13 protein-coding genes are annotated in these 14,691 nt (G+C 64.9%); 11 read left to right on the top strand and 2 right to left on the bottom strand.

The genetic code is table 11. The annotated features are described in order from the left end of the window. Positions 1-242: 242 nt before the first annotated feature. From CN97_RS10350 to CN97_RS10305, 10 genes are all read left to right on the top strand, one after another. A complete protein-coding gene (locus CN97_RS10350) occupies positions 243-1,466 on the top strand; it encodes a DegT/DnrJ/EryC1/StrS family aminotransferase (protein ID WP_338085393.1) in 1,224 nt (407 codons plus the stop codon). Continuing rightward, entirely contained in the window at positions 1,460-2,560 is a 1,101-nt protein-coding gene (locus CN97_RS10345) for a glycosyltransferase (protein WP_035710804.1), read from the top strand. Before CN97_RS10350 ends, CN97_RS10345 begins: the two co-directional genes overlap by 7 nt. Continuing rightward, positions 2,557-3,978 (top strand): lipopolysaccharide biosynthesis protein, encoded by a 1,422-nt coding sequence (locus CN97_RS10340; protein WP_035710802.1) that lies wholly within the window; start codon positions 2,557-2,559, stop codon positions 3,976-3,978. Before CN97_RS10345 ends, CN97_RS10340 begins: the two co-directional genes overlap by 4 nt. Before the next feature lie 5 nt (positions 3,979-3,983). Then, positions 3,984-5,492: a GumC family protein gene (locus CN97_RS10335; protein ID WP_084684096.1), complete on the top strand. Its 1,509-nt coding sequence runs from the start codon at positions 3,984-3,986 to the stop codon at positions 5,490-5,492. Then, on the top strand, positions 5,489-6,157 hold the full coding sequence (locus tag CN97_RS10330; protein WP_035710796.1) for a tyrosine-protein kinase family protein: 669 nt from the start codon (positions 5,489-5,491) through the stop codon (positions 6,155-6,157). Before CN97_RS10335 ends, CN97_RS10330 begins: the two co-directional genes overlap by 4 nt. Then, on the top strand, positions 6,154-7,704 hold the full coding sequence (locus tag CN97_RS10325; protein WP_035710795.1) for an O-antigen ligase family protein: 1,551 nt from the start codon (positions 6,154-6,156) through the stop codon (positions 7,702-7,704). The genes CN97_RS10330 and CN97_RS10325 overlap by 4 nt, the downstream gene beginning before the upstream one ends. Before the next feature lie 69 nt (positions 7,705-7,773). Continuing rightward, entirely contained in the window at positions 7,774-8,811 is a 1,038-nt protein-coding gene (locus CN97_RS10320; protein ID WP_051911133.1) for a glycosyltransferase family 2 protein, read from the top strand. Further along, entirely contained in the window at positions 8,804-10,075 is a 1,272-nt protein-coding gene (locus tag CN97_RS10315) for a DUF1972 domain-containing protein (RefSeq protein WP_084684095.1), read from the top strand. The genes CN97_RS10320 and CN97_RS10315 overlap by 8 nt, the downstream gene beginning before the upstream one ends. Positions 10,076-10,085: 10 nt before the next feature. After that, positions 10,086-11,201 (top strand): acyltransferase family protein, encoded by a 1,116-nt coding sequence (locus tag CN97_RS10310; protein WP_165496722.1) that lies wholly within the window; start codon positions 10,086-10,088, stop codon positions 11,199-11,201. Positions 11,202-11,215: 14 nt separating this feature from the next. Beyond that, positions 11,216-12,178 carry an NAD-dependent epimerase/dehydratase family protein gene (locus tag CN97_RS10305; RefSeq protein ID WP_051911132.1) on the top strand — a complete coding sequence of 321 codons (963 nt, stop codon included), beginning with the start codon at positions 11,216-11,218 and terminating at the stop codon, positions 12,176-12,178. Here CN97_RS10305 and CN97_RS10300 read toward each other — a convergent pair. Next, complete coding sequence (locus CN97_RS10300; RefSeq protein WP_035710791.1) at positions 12,144-12,923, bottom strand: prephenate dehydrogenase/arogenate dehydrogenase family protein; 780 nt, start codon at positions 12,921-12,923, stop codon at positions 12,144-12,146. The genes CN97_RS10305 and CN97_RS10300 overlap by 35 nt on opposite strands. Before the next feature lie 301 nt (positions 12,924-13,224). Between CN97_RS10300 and CN97_RS10295 the strand changes: the two genes are divergently transcribed. Continuing rightward, positions 13,225-14,163, top strand: coding sequence for a BKACE family enzyme (locus CN97_RS10295; RefSeq protein ID WP_035710789.1), 939 nt, complete (start codon positions 13,225-13,227; stop codon positions 14,161-14,163). A gap of 38 nt (positions 14,164-14,201) precedes the next feature. On the opposite strand, the gene CN97_RS10290 is transcribed toward CN97_RS10295, so the two are convergent. Beyond that, the gene (locus CN97_RS10290) at positions 14,202-14,666 is read right to left on the bottom strand and encodes a DoxX family protein (RefSeq protein ID WP_051911131.1); all 465 of its coding nucleotides are present in this window, start codon (positions 14,664-14,666) and stop codon (positions 14,202-14,204) included. Positions 14,667-14,691: the final 25 nt, after the last annotated feature.

The raw sequence follows: 14,691 nt of genomic DNA, 5'->3' as shown, positions 1-14,691 counted from the left end.
TTGCTAACCACATCGCGATATCCACGTTAGCTGCCAATACAACCACACATTGATAATGCCATCCAATCTTGTAGGTTTAGCAAGTTTACGATTATTACGTTGATAATTATCAACAAGACGTTCAGCCCAAGATTAAGCCCGATCCAACATAGTCATAACGACTAACATCATTACCGCCGTAACGCCCGCTTTCCTGTTGACGCCCTGATAAGCGTATCGAGAATTTTGACAAAGGATTTCCAATGGATATGAGAGATATCCACGCCAAGGAAAAACCGGCCGTATTAGGGAACGCTCCCATTCGGGATCGGGGATCCTTTGTTGTCTTTGGAAAACCTGACATTGGACAGGATGAAATAGACAGCGTGGCCGCGGTTATATCCAGCCGCTGGATTGGCGCCGGCCCCGAGACCCGGCGGTTCGAGGACTCCTTTGCGAATTACATCGGCGCTCAGGGCGCTGTGGCCGTGAACTCCGCGACAGCAGCGCTGCATCTGGCGATGCAGGTTCTAGACGTTGGACCGGGAGACGAGGTCATCACCACCGCCATGACCTTTTGCGCAACGGTCAGCGCCATTCTCCATGCCGGGGCGACGCCTGTGCTTTGTGACTGCGATCCGGAGACCGGCAATATCCTGCCCGAGCAAATTGCCGCCCGCATCACCCCCCGCACACGGGCGATCATCGTCGTCCATATGTATGGGCGGATCTGCGACATGGGGCCGATCATGTCCATTGCCGATGCCGCCGGATTGCCGGTGGTGGAGGATTGCGCCCATGCGGTGGAGACCACCTGGCACGGCGCCCATGCGGGCACCATCGGGGCGGTCGGCTGCTTCAGCTTCTACGCCAACAAGACGCTCACGACCGGAGAGGGCGGCATGTTTGTCGCCCGTGATCCGGCGCTTCTGGAGCGGGCGCGCCTGCTGAGCCTTCACGGGTTGAGCCGCGATGCGTGGAAACGGTTTTCGGCGGCGGGATACCAGCACTACGACGTGCAGGAGATCGGCTGGAAATACAACATGAACGATATCGCTGCGGCCCTCGGGCGGGTGCAGCTTGCGGGAGTGGAGCGGCGGTTGCGGCGGCGGAAGGAGATCGTCGCCCATTACCGGGCCGTGCTGACGGGCCTGCCCATCGACCTGCCGCCCCTGCCCGACCCGGAGACCGACCATGCCTATCACCTCTTCGCCGTCCAGATCCGGCCAGAGGAACTGAGCACCGATCGTGACGGCGTACTGAATGCCATTCAGGCGGAGAATATCGGCGTCGGCGTGCATTACCGGGGCGTGCATCTGCTGACCGGCTTCCGCTGTGCAGAGGTGATCGGATGGCAGGACCTGCCCAACGCGGATCGGGTGAGTGCGCGCACCCTCTCGCTGCCGCTGTCCAGCGCCATGACGGATGACGAGGTCGAAGCCGCCTGCACCGCGGTGCGGCGCGTTCTGGAGTGGTTCTCATGCTGACATTTCGGCCCCTTCGATCAGGCCAGCCCCTGCGTATTGCCGTCGTCTCCACCGTCTATCGCGCGACACCGCCCAGCGGCTACGGCGGGATCGAGCGCGTGGTTCACGAATATTGCGAAGAGCTGATCCGACAGGGCCATGAGGTGACGCTTTTCGCCCGTGAGGGCAGCCGGAGCAGCGGCCGGCTCATCCCGATCCCCGCGCCCGGGCGGGAGCTGACCGGCGTGAACAAGGCCGCCGACAAGTTGAGCGAGGAGCCGCTCTACGAGATCATGAAGACCGCGCTGGAAGCAGACCCGGTGGACGTGATCCACGACTGGTCGTTCGAGAACCTCTACGTCCTCCGGCATCCCGAGCGGTTCCCCTTTCTGATATCGAGTTGCATCCCCGTGGGACCGGAGTACCAGCGCCCCAACATCGTCGCCGCAGGGCGCGGCCATGCGGAGGCGATCGGCGGCGGGATGCCGCATGTGAACTATGGCGTCGATCTCAGCCGCTACCGCTTCGTACGTCAGAAGACCGCGCCCATCGTGCATATCGCCAAGGTCGCCCCCTACAAGGCGCAGCACGAGGCCATTCTCGCTGCGCTTCGGGCGGGCGTGCCGCTCGACATCTACGGCGTGCCGGAGCATCGGCTGTACTACTCCGCCGTCGTGCGTCCGCTCACCGTGCTGGGCCGCGGGATCAGCTGGAAGGGGGAGACGAGCGACCTTCCCACCGTGCTGGGCGCGGCGCGGGCCCTGGTGCAGACGCCGCGCTGGATGGATGCGCTGCCGATGGTGGTGATCCAGGCGCTGGCCTGCGGGACGCCGGTGATCGCCTACCGCTCCGGCGGGCTGCCGGAGCAGATCGACCACGGCGTCTCGGGCTTCCTTGTCGACGGGGCGAAGGAGCTGGCGGAGGCGATGCGCAATGTCGGCCAGCTCGACCCCGCGGCCTGCCGCCGCTGGGCGGAGGAGCGTTTCGACGTGGCCCGGATGGCGCGGGACTATGTGCATCTATTCGAGCGGGTGCGCGAGGGCGAGGCATGGATCGGCGGCCCCGCCGTTCCGGGTGGCCGCGTGCAACGCGCCGGACAGGCGGAGGCGGTATGAACCGCGACGCCCGCGAATACCGCCGCAACCTTGCCGCCCAAGCTCTGGGCCGGTTTCTGTATGTCGCGGGCGGCGCGGGCATCCTGATCGCGGCGAGCCATGTGATGAGCCTTGCCGATGTGGGCACCTATGCGCTTGGCGTAGGCTTTCTGGCCATCGTGTGGTCCTTCGCCGATCTGGGAACCACGGCAGCGCTTGGAACGCTGCTGACCGCCACACCCGCGACAGAGCAGGGGGAGATGCTGGGCAGCTTCGTGGCGCTCCGTCTGGCGATTTCCCTTGTCGCGGGACTTGTGGGGGTGGGGGCGACGTATCTGTTCCTGCCCCCCTTGCTCTGGCCCGTCACGACGCTCGCCTGCCTGCTGACGCCGCTTCTGGGCGCCCGCTTCTTTGAGCCGGTGTTTCAGGTGGGCGGACAGCCGCAATATTCGCGTCTGGCAGGGTATCTCTACGTGGTGGTGCTGGTTTCGACGGCAGCACCCGTCCTGTGGTTCGCGCCCGAACGGCCGGATCTGCTGATCGGGGCGCATATGCTGGCGGGGCTGGCCTATGCCGCGCTCGGTCTGGCGCTCTGCTGGCGGCTGATGGGTGTCGGCTTCGGGCGCGTGGCTGAACATGCGCTGCCGATCCTGCGTATCGCCGGGCCGCTCGGCCTGTCCGGCCTGCTCGCCATGTTGAACCTGCGTCTGGCGATCGCGGTGCTGCAATGGCTGCGCGGGCCGGAGGACCTCGCGATCTTTTTTGCCTCGCAACGGTTTCTGGAGCTGGGGGCGGCGCTGGTGGCCACTGCGATCACACCGATGTTCGTGATCTTCACCCGGCTTCAGCAGGACGGCGCCATCACCGGCGCGGCGCAGCGGGCTCTGGCTCTGGCGCTGGCCTTCGGCCTACCGGTGGTGCTGGCGGCACCGCTGCTCTCCGGCCCTGTGGTCGGCCTGATCTATGGTCCTGCTTTCGCGGCAAGCGCTCCTGTCGCGGCAATCCTGTCGATGCAACTCGCACTGACCGCGATCGGCATGGCGTTGCTGCCGGTGATCGTCGCAATCGGACGGCAGGGGATACTGATCCCGGCGGCGGCGGCGGCACTCGCGGTGAACCTCGTGCTCTGCCCGCTGCTGGTCGCCCGCCTGGGGCCGCAGGGGGCGGCGTGGAGCGCGGTGGCGGCAGAGGCGGTCATTGCCGGCATCCCGCTCATCGTCGTGCGCGCGCATGTAGAGGGGCTGCTCTCCCGCCGCCTCATCCTCTGGGTTCTCTTTGCCGGTGCCGCGATGACACTCACCATGCTCGCCCTCCGCCCCCTGTCGGAGACGCTGGGCGGCATCGCGGGGCTGGCGGTCTATGCCGTCATCATCCTGTTCTCCGGCCTTCTGCGCGCCGGAGAGGTTCGCAATCCCCTTCAGCCCCTGCAAGCGCGGTAATCCAGATGACGACCCCTCCCCGCTCTCCCGCATTGCCTTCTGCCTCCAACCGGCCGCTGACGCTCGCAGAACTGGCGACGATGATCCGCGAGCGCTGGCGGCTGATCCTCATGGTCGCGGCAGTGGCTGCGGTGACAGCGCTTGGCTACCTGATGATGACCGGCCCGGCTTATGTCGCCTCCACCAAGATGCTGGTGAAGGTCGGGCGGGAGAAGTTCAGCGCTCTTCAGGTGGCACAGGTGCCCCAGCAGAACGTGATCTTTCAGGAACGTCCGCAGAGCATCAACAACGAGATCGAGATCCTGCGGGATCCGACCCTCACACATGAGATCTTTGCCGATCTTCAGGCGAAACAGGCGGAGCTTGCCGGGCATGACATCGCCGCCTCTTCCTTTGTCGGGCGGATGCTGGGCGGGGTGGTGGGCGTCGTGAAGACCGGGGTGGGCGGGCTTCGCATGGCGCTTGGCATGGGCGCCGGAAAACACCCGGAAGAAAAGATCGCGCAGTCCTACATGGATGCGTTCAGCGTCAACTACATCAAGGAAACCGACATCATCCAGGCGGAGTTCGTCTGGGATGACCCCCGTTTCGCGGCCTATGCTCTCCAGAGTTACCTGAACGCCTATCAGGCTCGTCACGTGGACATCCATTCCTCCACGGCCTCCGCTGATTTCTACCGCGATCAGGTGGCGCTCGCCGAGCAGGATCTGCGCCGGGCGGAGGATGCTTTCTCGGGCTTCCAGCGCGATTCCGACATGAGCCGGCTCGACGTGGAACGCGACCTTGCCCTGACCGCCATCTCCGAGATGGAGAAGGACCGCGACAGGCTGCGGGCCGAGATGGAGGATCTGCGGCAGGTGCGCGCGCAGGTGGCTGCGGATTTCGACGGCGGCGCGGAATGGATCGAAACCCCCACCATGCTGAATGCGACCCCGCTGACCGCGCTCGATGAAAGCTATGTCGCGGCCTCGACGGAGCGGAGCCGCCTTGCCAGCCGCTATTCGGACGATGCCCGCGAAGTCCGCGAGGTGACGGCGGAGATCTCGAGCCTGAGAAACCGGAAGCACGACACGCTCAACCGCCAGATCGACGGACTTCTGCGCTCCAATGGCGAACGGCTGGCGCAGGGTGAGGCCCGCATCGGTGATCGTCGCGCGGCGTTGCAACGGATCAACGAGGGCGCGCTGCAATTCGAGTCACTGGGCCAGAACGTCACCCGTCAGCGCGAACGTCTGGAGGAGTATCAGCGCCAGTACGAACGCCTGCGCATGAACGAAGCCCTGGACCGGTTGAATGTCACCTCGACCGCCCAATTCGGTGCCGTGAACGTGCCGGTGGAGCCTGCCGCGCCGAAACGGTCGATGGTGCTCGCCATCGGCGGGCTGTTCGGCCTGCTGGCGGGTACGGCGCTCGCGATTTTCCTTGGCCTGACCGACCGGCGCCTGCGCCGCCCCGCCGATGTGGAGCGTCGCCTCGGCCTTCCCGTGGTTGCAACCGTTCCGAGGTTGTCATGAACGCGCCCTCCCTTCCACTTGCTCTCTATGACACCTCCCCGGGTGCCGCACGGCTTCGTGCCGCGGCCGGACATGCGCGCGGGCTTGCCGGGGCGCTCATCGCGCGGCAGGCGCGGCGGGTGGAGGAGAGGCCGGTCACCGTCGCGATCACTGCGCTGACGCCGGGCGCCGGTGTCACCACTTTCGCCACCGGGCTCGCCGCCGCACTGCACGCGGAATTCCGTGCCCGCGCCCTGCTGGTGGAGGCCAACCTGCGCCGGCCCGCGGTAGAGGGGTTGCTCGCCCTGCCCCGCCGTCCCGGGCTCGCGCAACTTCTCACCGGTCGCCTTCCGCTGGCCGAGGCGCTGCAACTGCCGAACGATCTTCGCCCGCCAGTCATCTCCGCCGGGCTGGAGGAGACACAGGATGCGGCCGCGCTTCTCCATCCACGCAGGCTGGAGTCGCTGATAGACAGCGCGACGGGGCGGTTCGATTTCCTTCTGCTCGACTGCCCCCCGATCGGAGCCGCGCCCGACATGCTGCTGATCGGCCAGAAGGCAGACGAGATATATCTGGTCGTCGATGCCGGACAGAGCACCAGCGATGCCGTGATCGCCGCCGCAGAGTCGCTGGCGACGGTGGGTGCACGGATCGACGGGCTGATCCTCAACCGGGCCGCTCCATGAGCATCGCTGCCCTCTCCCGCCCGCAGGCCGCGATGCTCCTGCCGGTCCTGCTGACCGGCCTAGCGACGGGTGTGCTGACCATGGTGCTGATCTTCGCGCCGACGAAGATCTTCATCGCGGGCGGGCTGGCCTTTGGATGCCTGGCAGGCTTTCTGGGGCTGATCGCCATCGGTCAGGCAGAGCGCTGGATGCTGCTGCTGATGGCGTTCGGCCTGCCGCTGGCGGTGTCCTTCACGCTGTTTCTGCATGTCAACACGGCCGGGCACTATGTGGAGAATGTCGGCGGCGCCGCAGGTGTCACCATCACGCTGAGCTTCCTTGCCGCCCTGACCGTTCTTGGCCTGCGGGTGTTGGAGGGTCGGAGCCTGAGGATGCCGGTGCTGACCATGCTGCCCTGGCTGGCTTATGCGGCGGCAGGTGTGCTGAGCCTCCTGAAAGCACCCGATCCGGCACTGGTCTGGTTTGAGATCATGCGGCTGTCGATGCTGCTCCTCCTCATGATGACGGTGGCGAATATCACGCCCGACAGGCTTTGGTTCTTCCTGCAGGCCCTGGCCGTGACGATGATCTTTCAGGCGCTGATCTCCATCGCGCAGGGCGTGGGCGGCTCGGGGCTGGGCCTGGGTTTTCTCGGCGATCAGGGGGTGGCGATCGAATCCGTGGCCTTCGAGGCCAAGGTGCGCTCCACCGGGACGCTGGGGAATCCCAACATGCTGGCCTATTTCTATGAGCTGCTGCTGCCGCTGCTTTTCGGCGCATGGCTGATGGCGCGGGGACTGGGCAACCACATCCTCTTCGGGCTCGCCGTCACGCTCGGGCTGGCGGGCCTGGCACTCAGCCTCTCACGCGGCGGCTGGCTCGCCATGGGGTTGTTGCTGCCGATAGAGGCATGGCTGCTCGCGCGACACCGTTTCCTGACCCCCCGCGGGCTGGCGGTCATCGGCACGGGGATATTCCTGACGCTTATCATGATCGGGCTGTTCGGGGGCCAGGCGATGGAGCGCATGTTCGGCGATGACGGCGGCAGCCTCTCTCACCGATCAACCATGAACCATGCGGCGTGGCAGGTGTTCATGGATTCGCCATTCATCGGTCAGGGCCTGAACAATTTCGCGCCTGCCTTCGCCAGATTGGACAAAACCGGCGCGACAGGGCTTTTCGGCCCCGTAAATCACGTCGTCCACAACATGTATCTTTTCGCCGCCGTAGAGGTTGGGGTCATCGGGTTTATCGGGTTTCTGGGAATATTCGGGATCGGTATCTATCTTGGAATTATCGGCTTCCGTAATTACCGGTCGTCCTTGAGCCGTTCCATATCTCTTGGTGTGGCATTAGGTCTTATAGCCCATCTTCTTCACGGCACCATCGATCCGGGCTTTCGCTTGAGCCTTCCGGTTTCACAGACCATCGCCGTATTGCTTGGGCTTCTTCAGGCGGCACTACTCCACGAGCGGACCTTCATCTCAGAACCTATACCCATACGCGAGGCCAGTCCGCCAATTCGCGCACTGCGGTCGCTCAAGCCTCAAGAGGCGACATCAAGATGAGAATTATTTCAAGAAATCTACCGGCAGTTTCATACGTCAGAATTCAATACACCGCTGCGGAGGAAAGTCATGACATCGCAGACGCTCTCGCACCTTTCCTGCTCGCCGCATAAGCCGAAGGTTTCCATCGTGATCGTCGCCTGGAACGGCCGGGATTACCTGCGCCGGTGCCTGGAACTGGCGTCGGCCGATTCACCTGAACTGAACCGCGAGATCATCGTGATCGACAACGGATCAACCGACGGCGCGCCAGAGATGGTCGCTGCCGAGTTCCCGGATGTGCATCTGGTGAAAACCGCTGAGAACCTTGGCTTTGCCGGGGGGAATAACCGTGGCTTCGCTCTGGCGCAGTCGGAGAGGATACTGCTGTTGAACCCGGATGCCTTCCTGCAGACGCCCGGTACCATCGCGCGGCTGCTCAGCCATCTGGAGGCGCATCCCCGGACCGCCGCCGTTGGTTGTCGGCTGACCTATCCCGACGGGCGGCATCAGGTCGGCGACGGCGGTCATGCGCCGCGGCCGGCCGCGGTGCTGGTCCATGCCCTTGGTCTGGGCCGGTTATTCCCGGCCGCGCGGAGCCTGTTCCTCACGCCCCGCCGCGGGACAGCCCCCCGGCAGGTGGACTGGCTCAGCGGGGCGCTGATCCTTGTCCGTGCCGATGTCGTCCGTCAGGTGGGCGGGCTGGATGCCGGCTTCTTCATGTATGCCGAGGATGTCGAATGGGGCTGCCGGATGCGCCGCGCGGGATGGCAGGTCGCCTATCTCCCGGACCTTTCCGCCGTGCATGTGCAGGGCGGCACGCAGGAGGGGTCAGATATTTCCACAACCTGGCTCGACGCGCTGGCACGGCTCTACCTGCGGGAAAATCCGGGCAGTTTCGGCCCCTTCCGCTTCGGCTACGGAGCAGGATTCTCTCTCCGGTCAGCAGCTTACGGGGCCGCGGGCGTTCTTCGCCGCGACCCCCGTCTCCGACGAAAGGCCAAGGTCATGCGCCGCTATGCCAGCCATGTCCTGACGATGCGACGACCTGATCTTTCGCCACCCGCAACGCGATCCCTGCCGATCGCCAGTTCAAACCCCGAAGAGCACGGCGTTTCCCATGGCTAACGATTTTTCCCGACGGCCCGTCGTCCTGCCGCTGAACACGCCCGCCGGGCTTCGTGACGCGGAAGGCAAGCCGCCCCATCTCGCAATCCTCGGAACCCGCGGCATCCCCGCGTGGCACGGCGGGTTCGAGACCTTTGCGCAAGAGCTGGCCCCCTGGCTCGTGGAGCAGGGCTGGCGCGTGGATGTCTACTGTCAGGACGAGACCGGCGACGGCGCTTCCGAATGGCGAGGGGTGAAGCTGATCCAGCTGCCTGTGCGCCGCAAGGGGTCGCTCGGCTCCATCGAGTTCGACTGGATCTCCGCCAGGCATGCCGTGAAAGGTGCGCCGCTGGTGCTTACGCTCGGCTACAACACGGCGCTCATAGGGCTGCTCTATCGGCTGAGCGGGGTGCGGAACGTCATCAACATGGACGGGCTGGAGTGGAAGCGGACCAAGTGGTCCTGGCCGGTCCGCCAGTGGTTCCGCCTGAACGAGCGGGCGGCGGTGATGCTGGGCAACCACCTGGTGGCCGACCATCCCGCGATCGCGAAGCGGCTGTCGGGGATGACGGATCACTCCCGCATCACCATGATCCCCTATGGCGCGGAGAGCCTGCCGGAGGCCGACCCCGCTCCGCTCGCCGCCTTTGGCCTGGAGCCGCAGAAGTTCATGCTTTCCATCGCGCGGGTGGAGCGGGAAAACCAGACGTTGCAGATCGTGCGCGCCTTCTCCGCCCGGCCGCGGGGGGTGAAGCTCGCCGTCGCGGGGGGGCTTGAACCGGGCAACGGCTACCATGACGCGGTCCGCGCCGCCGCCAGCCAGGAAGTCGTTTTCCTCGGCCCCGTATTCGAGAAGGAAGCGGTCGCCGCGCTCCGCGTGCATACGCTCGCCCATATCCACGGACATACCGTCGGCGGGACGAACCCGTCGCTTGTGGAAGCGCTTGGCGCAGGTTGCCCGGTCATCGCCCATCGGAACATGTTCAACGGTTGGGTCGCGGGGGAGGAGCAGCGGTTCTTCGCGGACGTCGAGGAGCTGGATCAGCATATCACCGCGCTGATCGATAGCCCGCCGCTGCGCAGCGCCATGTCCGCCGCCGCGCGGATGCGCCACGCCGCGCGATTCACTTGGGAGCCGGTGCTGCGCGCCTATCAGGCGATGCTTGTCCAGCAATATCCCGTGCCGTTGCTTGGCGCCGAACGGGAGCTGTCGCTTCCGTCGCTCCCGGAGGGGGATCTGGCCCTGGCCGGCGGGCCTGCACTTCATGCCCAGAACGCTGGATGAAAGGCGCATCATGATCCGCTTTCCCGGCCTTTCGCTGCTGACCTCCATCCGGGGGCCCTTCGCCTTCATCGTTGTCTATCGCCACTGCCTCGAGGCGCTCGGCTACGGCGCGTCATTGCATGAAAGCCCCGGCTTCATCGGACGGGGGGAGTTCCTGCTGGACTGTTTCTTCATCCTCTCCGGCTTTCTCATCGCCATGCTTCACCGGGAGGAGTTCTTCAGTGCCAAACACCCAGGGATGGATGCCCGCACTGTAAGACACTTCCTCGTCCTGCGGATCGCACGGTTCTATCCGCTGCATCTTGCGACCCTGCTGGTTCTGGGCGCTGCGGTGTTGGTGGTGACGCCGAACACGCCGGGGACGTCCTTTTCGGGAGAGGCGTTCTTCTGGAACCTCCTGCTGATGCAGGCATGGGGCACGCTGCCGACGCTCAGCTTCAACTACCCGGCCTGGTCCATCAGCACAGAGTGGTTCACCTACCTGCTGTTTCCCCTTCTTGCGCTGCCGCTGAACCGGCTGAACAGCACGCGGACGCAGGTGCTCGCCATTGCGGTGCTGTTCGCCTTCATGACCGCCTTCGTGGCGCTGCATCCCGGACGGACATGGGCGATCCAGCTCGGCTGGGGAGCGCTGTTGCGCAACACGGTGGACTTTGCCATCGGCTGCCTTCTTGCCCGACTTGCGCCCGCGGCGCTTCACTGGCGTCTGCCAAAGGGTGTGAGCTGGGACATCATTGCCATACTCGCCATGGCGACAGCATTCATCGGCACCCGCTACTATCTGCCGGATGTCGGCGTGGTCGCGGCCTTTACGGTGATGATTTTTGCGCTGGTGCTTTGCCGCGGGGGGCTGCAGCGGTTTCTCGGGCAGAAGTGGTTCGTTTACTGGGGCGATATCAGCTTCTCCATCTATCTCATCCACGCGCTGGTCATCATGGCGGTCAACAGGCTGGCCCCGTCGCTGAACCCGGGTACGGCGGATGGCTTCGTCCTCTATACGGTGATCGTTCTGGCGGTGAGCACGGCACTGGCGGCGATGAGCTTCCAGTTCCTCGAACAACCTGCGCGCAGATGGATCCGCAACACATTCGCCGGCAACCCGCGCCTTGTCGCGCGTACGGCATAGGCGGAGATACCAGCATGACCACGCTTGTCATCGGCGGGAACGGCTTCATCGGCTCCCACATCGTAGACGTGCTGCGCGCAGGGGGGGAGGACGTCGCCATTCTGGACAGAATGCCGGAACGCTACCGCCCGCCGCTGCCGGATGTGCACTATTACCTGGGCGACCTTCGCGACATGTCCGTGGTGGAGGAGGCCTTGCACGGGGTGGATCGCGTCATCCATGCCGCCAGCTCCTCCGTCCCGCAAACGGCGGTGCGGGATCCGGCGGGCGATATCAGCGACAATCTTCTGCCGCTGGTGCAACTGCTGGCAACCATGCGGCGGACAGGGGTGAAGCGCCTCGTCTATCTTTCCTCCGGCGGGACGGTCTATGGCCCCCCGCTCTCCGACACGATCACGGAAGATCATCCGCTACGACCTGTCACGCCCTATGGTATCGTGAAGGCGGCGGCGGAACGCTATATCGTGGCGGAACATATGGCGAGCGGGCTGGGCTACGCCATTCTCCGGCCCGCCAATCCCTTCGGCCCGCGACAGGGCCGGCTTGGTGTGCAAGGGGTCATCGGGACATTCCTGTGGCAGATCGCGCAGGAAGAGATGCCGGAGGTCTGGGGCGACGGCAGCGTGGTGCGGGACTTCGTCCATGTCGGAGACCTTGCCCGCCTGTGCCTGCTGGCGCTCCGGAGCAGCCTTGACGGATGTTACAATGTGGGCAGCGGCCGCGGGTGCAGCATCGCCGAACTGATCGCCCTGCTGTCGGAAGCGACGGGAAGGCCCATCGTGCCCCTGCGCCGTCCGGGGCGCGAGTTCGATCTGCCCCGCGTGGTGCTGGACTGTTCCCGTGCGCGGGAATTGCTGGGCTGGTCTGCCACCATGACGCTGGAGGCGGGGCTTGCCGAGACATGGGCCTGGCTGCAGGCGGAGGCGGGTCTGCCCCCTCCGGTCAACACTGTGGAACAGCGGGCGCTGCCGGGCTGACAGCGGAGATCTCCCCGCGCAGAGCTTCCGTCGCCGCGAAAAACCGCTGCTGGATCGCCGCGACAAAAGGATTGTCGCGCTGGATCGTTTCAAACACGCCCGGCGCGTCGCCCGCGACCATACCCGCCGCCGTCAGCAGATGCTCAAAACTGGGGGTTGTCATGCCATGGCCTGGAACCGCTTCCTGTGATAGCGCGGCAACGATCCGGCCCACCATATGCGTGACGCCCTGCGCAAGGGCCATATCCCGGTCATGTACCTCCGCCGTGCGGACGAGCACCCTCCGCCCCTGCTGCCGCAGCCACCGGCGCAGCGGCGCGACCCCGCGCCCGCCCCGCGCGGGACAGAGGACCACTCGCGCCTCAGGGCCAAAGCTCCTCGGACCGAACAGCGGATGGCTCCCCACCAGGGCGACATGCGGCGGCAACAGCTCCTCCAGCATCTGCAGCGGGGCGAGCTTCACGGAGCACACATCCACGACAAGCGCGCCGGGGCGGAGATGCGGCGCGATCGCCGCTGCCGTCGCCGGCAGCGCGGCGAGCGGAACCGCCAGCACCACGATATCGGCGGATGCAACCTCCTGCAGCGGCACACTGCCTTCTCGCGCGGGGTCGTGGATGGCAAGCACGAAATGCCGCGCCAGATGCGGCGCGATCAACCCGCCGAAGGCGCCGCAGCCAAACAGGCCGAGCCGTAACGCAGGCGGCTGCGAGGGGATGAAGTCGGGGTCGTCGGTCTGTTCCATCTGGCTTTCCGTGGCTTTGCGCCACCGGGAGGCCTGAAACAAGAATGCCGCCCGGCGGCGGCATCGTCGAACATCACTGATCGCGGCCGCTCCTATGGGGAGGGCGCGTTATACACCGTGGTAAGGGGGCGCATCTTTGTCATGCGGATGATCTAGCCACCGATAGTCCTTCCGTCAACCTTCCCTTGACGGCTGGCAAGGGAGCGCAGATGAATTTCATCAGACAATCCACCATCTGGGGATCGTCCGGGAGGGGGCGCAGCGCAGAATGCACCGGCCCCGGAGGAAAGAGAGGACAGACATGAGCACGCAAAAAGGCAAGGTCATCATTACCTGCGCGATCACGGGTGGCATTCACACGCCCTCCATGTCGGATGCGCTACCGTTCAAGCCCGAGGACATCGCCGCGCAGTCCATCGCGGCAGCGGAAGCAGGGGCGGCGATCCTGCACCTGCACGCCCGCGACCCGCAGGATGGCCGCCCGACACCGGCGACGGATGTCTACATGCAGTTCCTGCCGCGCATCAAGCAGGCCACCGATGCCGTCATCAACATCACCACCGGCGGTGGGCTGAACATGACGGTGGAGCAGCGGCTGGAGGCGCCGCTGAAGACTGCGCCGGAGATGTGCTCTCTCAACATGGGGTCGATGAATTTTGGCATCTTCCCCATGGCGGCCAAGGATCGCTCCTGGAAATACGACTGGGAGAAGCCCTATCTTCTTGGGACGGATGATTTCATCTTCCGCAACACATTCAGGGATATAGAGCGCATCCTTAAGATGCTGGGCGAAGACCACGGAACCCGGTTCGAGCATGAATGCTACGATATCGGACATCTCTACAACCTCGCGCATTTTGTGGATCGCGGGCTGGTGAAGCCGCCGTTCTTCGTTCAGATGATCTTCGGGATTCTGGGCGGCATCGGCTCCTCCGTGGAAAACATGGTGTTCATGAAGGAGACGGCGGACAAGCTCTTCGGCGACGATTACCGGTGGTCGGTGCTGTCGGCCGGCAAGACGCAGATGCAGTTCGCCACGCAGGCCGCGATGATGGGCGGAAACGTCCGCGTCGGTCTGGAGGACAGCCTCTATATCGGCAAGGGCACGCTTGCGACGTCCAACGCCGAGCAGGTTGCGAAGATCCGCCGGATCGTCGAGGAACTGGGGCTTGAGATCGCCACCCCAACCGAAGCACGGGATATTCTCGCCCTCAAGGGCGGCGACAAGGTCAACTTCTGAAATGTCGGGGAGAGGCGGGATGCCTCTCCCCCATGTCCTCAGAATTCCCGGCCGAAGGCACGATCGAGCGAATACCGCCCGCCGCCCCGCGCCACGAAGAAGAACGTCACGGCCGCCCAGATCAGCGACAGCTCCGCCCCGCTGTAGCCTTCGCCGCGCAGCACCCAATGGAACCACACGGTTACCAGCAGCACCACCGTCGCAGCCGCCGCCGCAGGACGGGTGAACAGGCCGAGCAGCAACAGGATGCCGCCGACAAACTCGGTGATCGCCAATGCGAAGGCCCAGAACCAGGAGGGGGCAAAGCCGATGTTTTCGACCATACCTGCCAGCCCCATCGGGTTCTGGATTTTCGGCCAGCCGTGCACGGCCAATGCAAAACCGGCTATCACGCGAAGCAGCGTTTCGGACACCGGCAAGAGCGCGTCGTAGACTGGGCGAAGCGCGGGGATGAAGAAGCGGTTGCCCTCGGCGCTGCCGAGGCGGGATTGGATATAAGACATGTGAATTCTCCGATGGCGCGCCACT

The organism is Haematobacter massiliensis, assembly GCF_000740795.1.
Taxonomy (GTDB): Bacteria; Pseudomonadota; Alphaproteobacteria; order Rhodobacterales; family Rhodobacteraceae; genus Haematobacter; species Haematobacter massiliensis.
Note: the sequence above shows the minus strand (reverse complement) of the source record. Positions and strands in the feature narration are given on the sequence as shown.

Coding starts and splice junctions, on each gene's coding strand:
- CN97_RS10350 (WP_338085393.1), top strand. CDS start 243: ATGGATATGAGAGATATCCACGCCAAGGAAAAACCGGCCGTATTAGGG.
- CN97_RS10345 (WP_035710804.1), top strand. CDS start 1,460: ATGCTGACATTTCGGCCCCTTCGATCAGGCCAGCCCCTGCGTATTGCC.
- CN97_RS10340 (WP_035710802.1), top strand. CDS start 2,557: ATGAACCGCGACGCCCGCGAATACCGCCGCAACCTTGCCGCCCAAGCT.
- CN97_RS10335 (WP_084684096.1), top strand. CDS start 3,984: ATGACGACCCCTCCCCGCTCTCCCGCATTGCCTTCTGCCTCCAACCGG.
- CN97_RS10330 (WP_035710796.1), top strand. CDS start 5,489: ATGAACGCGCCCTCCCTTCCACTTGCTCTCTATGACACCTCCCCGGGT.
- CN97_RS10325 (WP_035710795.1), top strand. CDS start 6,154: ATGAGCATCGCTGCCCTCTCCCGCCCGCAGGCCGCGATGCTCCTGCCG.
- CN97_RS10320 (WP_051911133.1), top strand. CDS start 7,774: ATGACATCGCAGACGCTCTCGCACCTTTCCTGCTCGCCGCATAAGCCG.
- CN97_RS10315 (WP_084684095.1), top strand. CDS start 8,804: ATGGCTAACGATTTTTCCCGACGGCCCGTCGTCCTGCCGCTGAACACG.
- CN97_RS10310 (WP_165496722.1), top strand. CDS start 10,086: ATGATCCGCTTTCCCGGCCTTTCGCTGCTGACCTCCATCCGGGGGCCC.
- CN97_RS10305 (WP_051911132.1), top strand. CDS start 11,216: ATGACCACGCTTGTCATCGGCGGGAACGGCTTCATCGGCTCCCACATC.
- CN97_RS10300 (WP_035710791.1), bottom strand. CDS start 12,923: ATGGAACAGACCGACGACCCCGACTTCATCCCCTCGCAGCCGCCTGCG.
- CN97_RS10295 (WP_035710789.1), top strand. CDS start 13,225: ATGAGCACGCAAAAAGGCAAGGTCATCATTACCTGCGCGATCACGGGT.
- CN97_RS10290 (WP_051911131.1), bottom strand. CDS start 14,666: ATGTCTTATATCCAATCCCGCCTCGGCAGCGCCGAGGGCAACCGCTTC.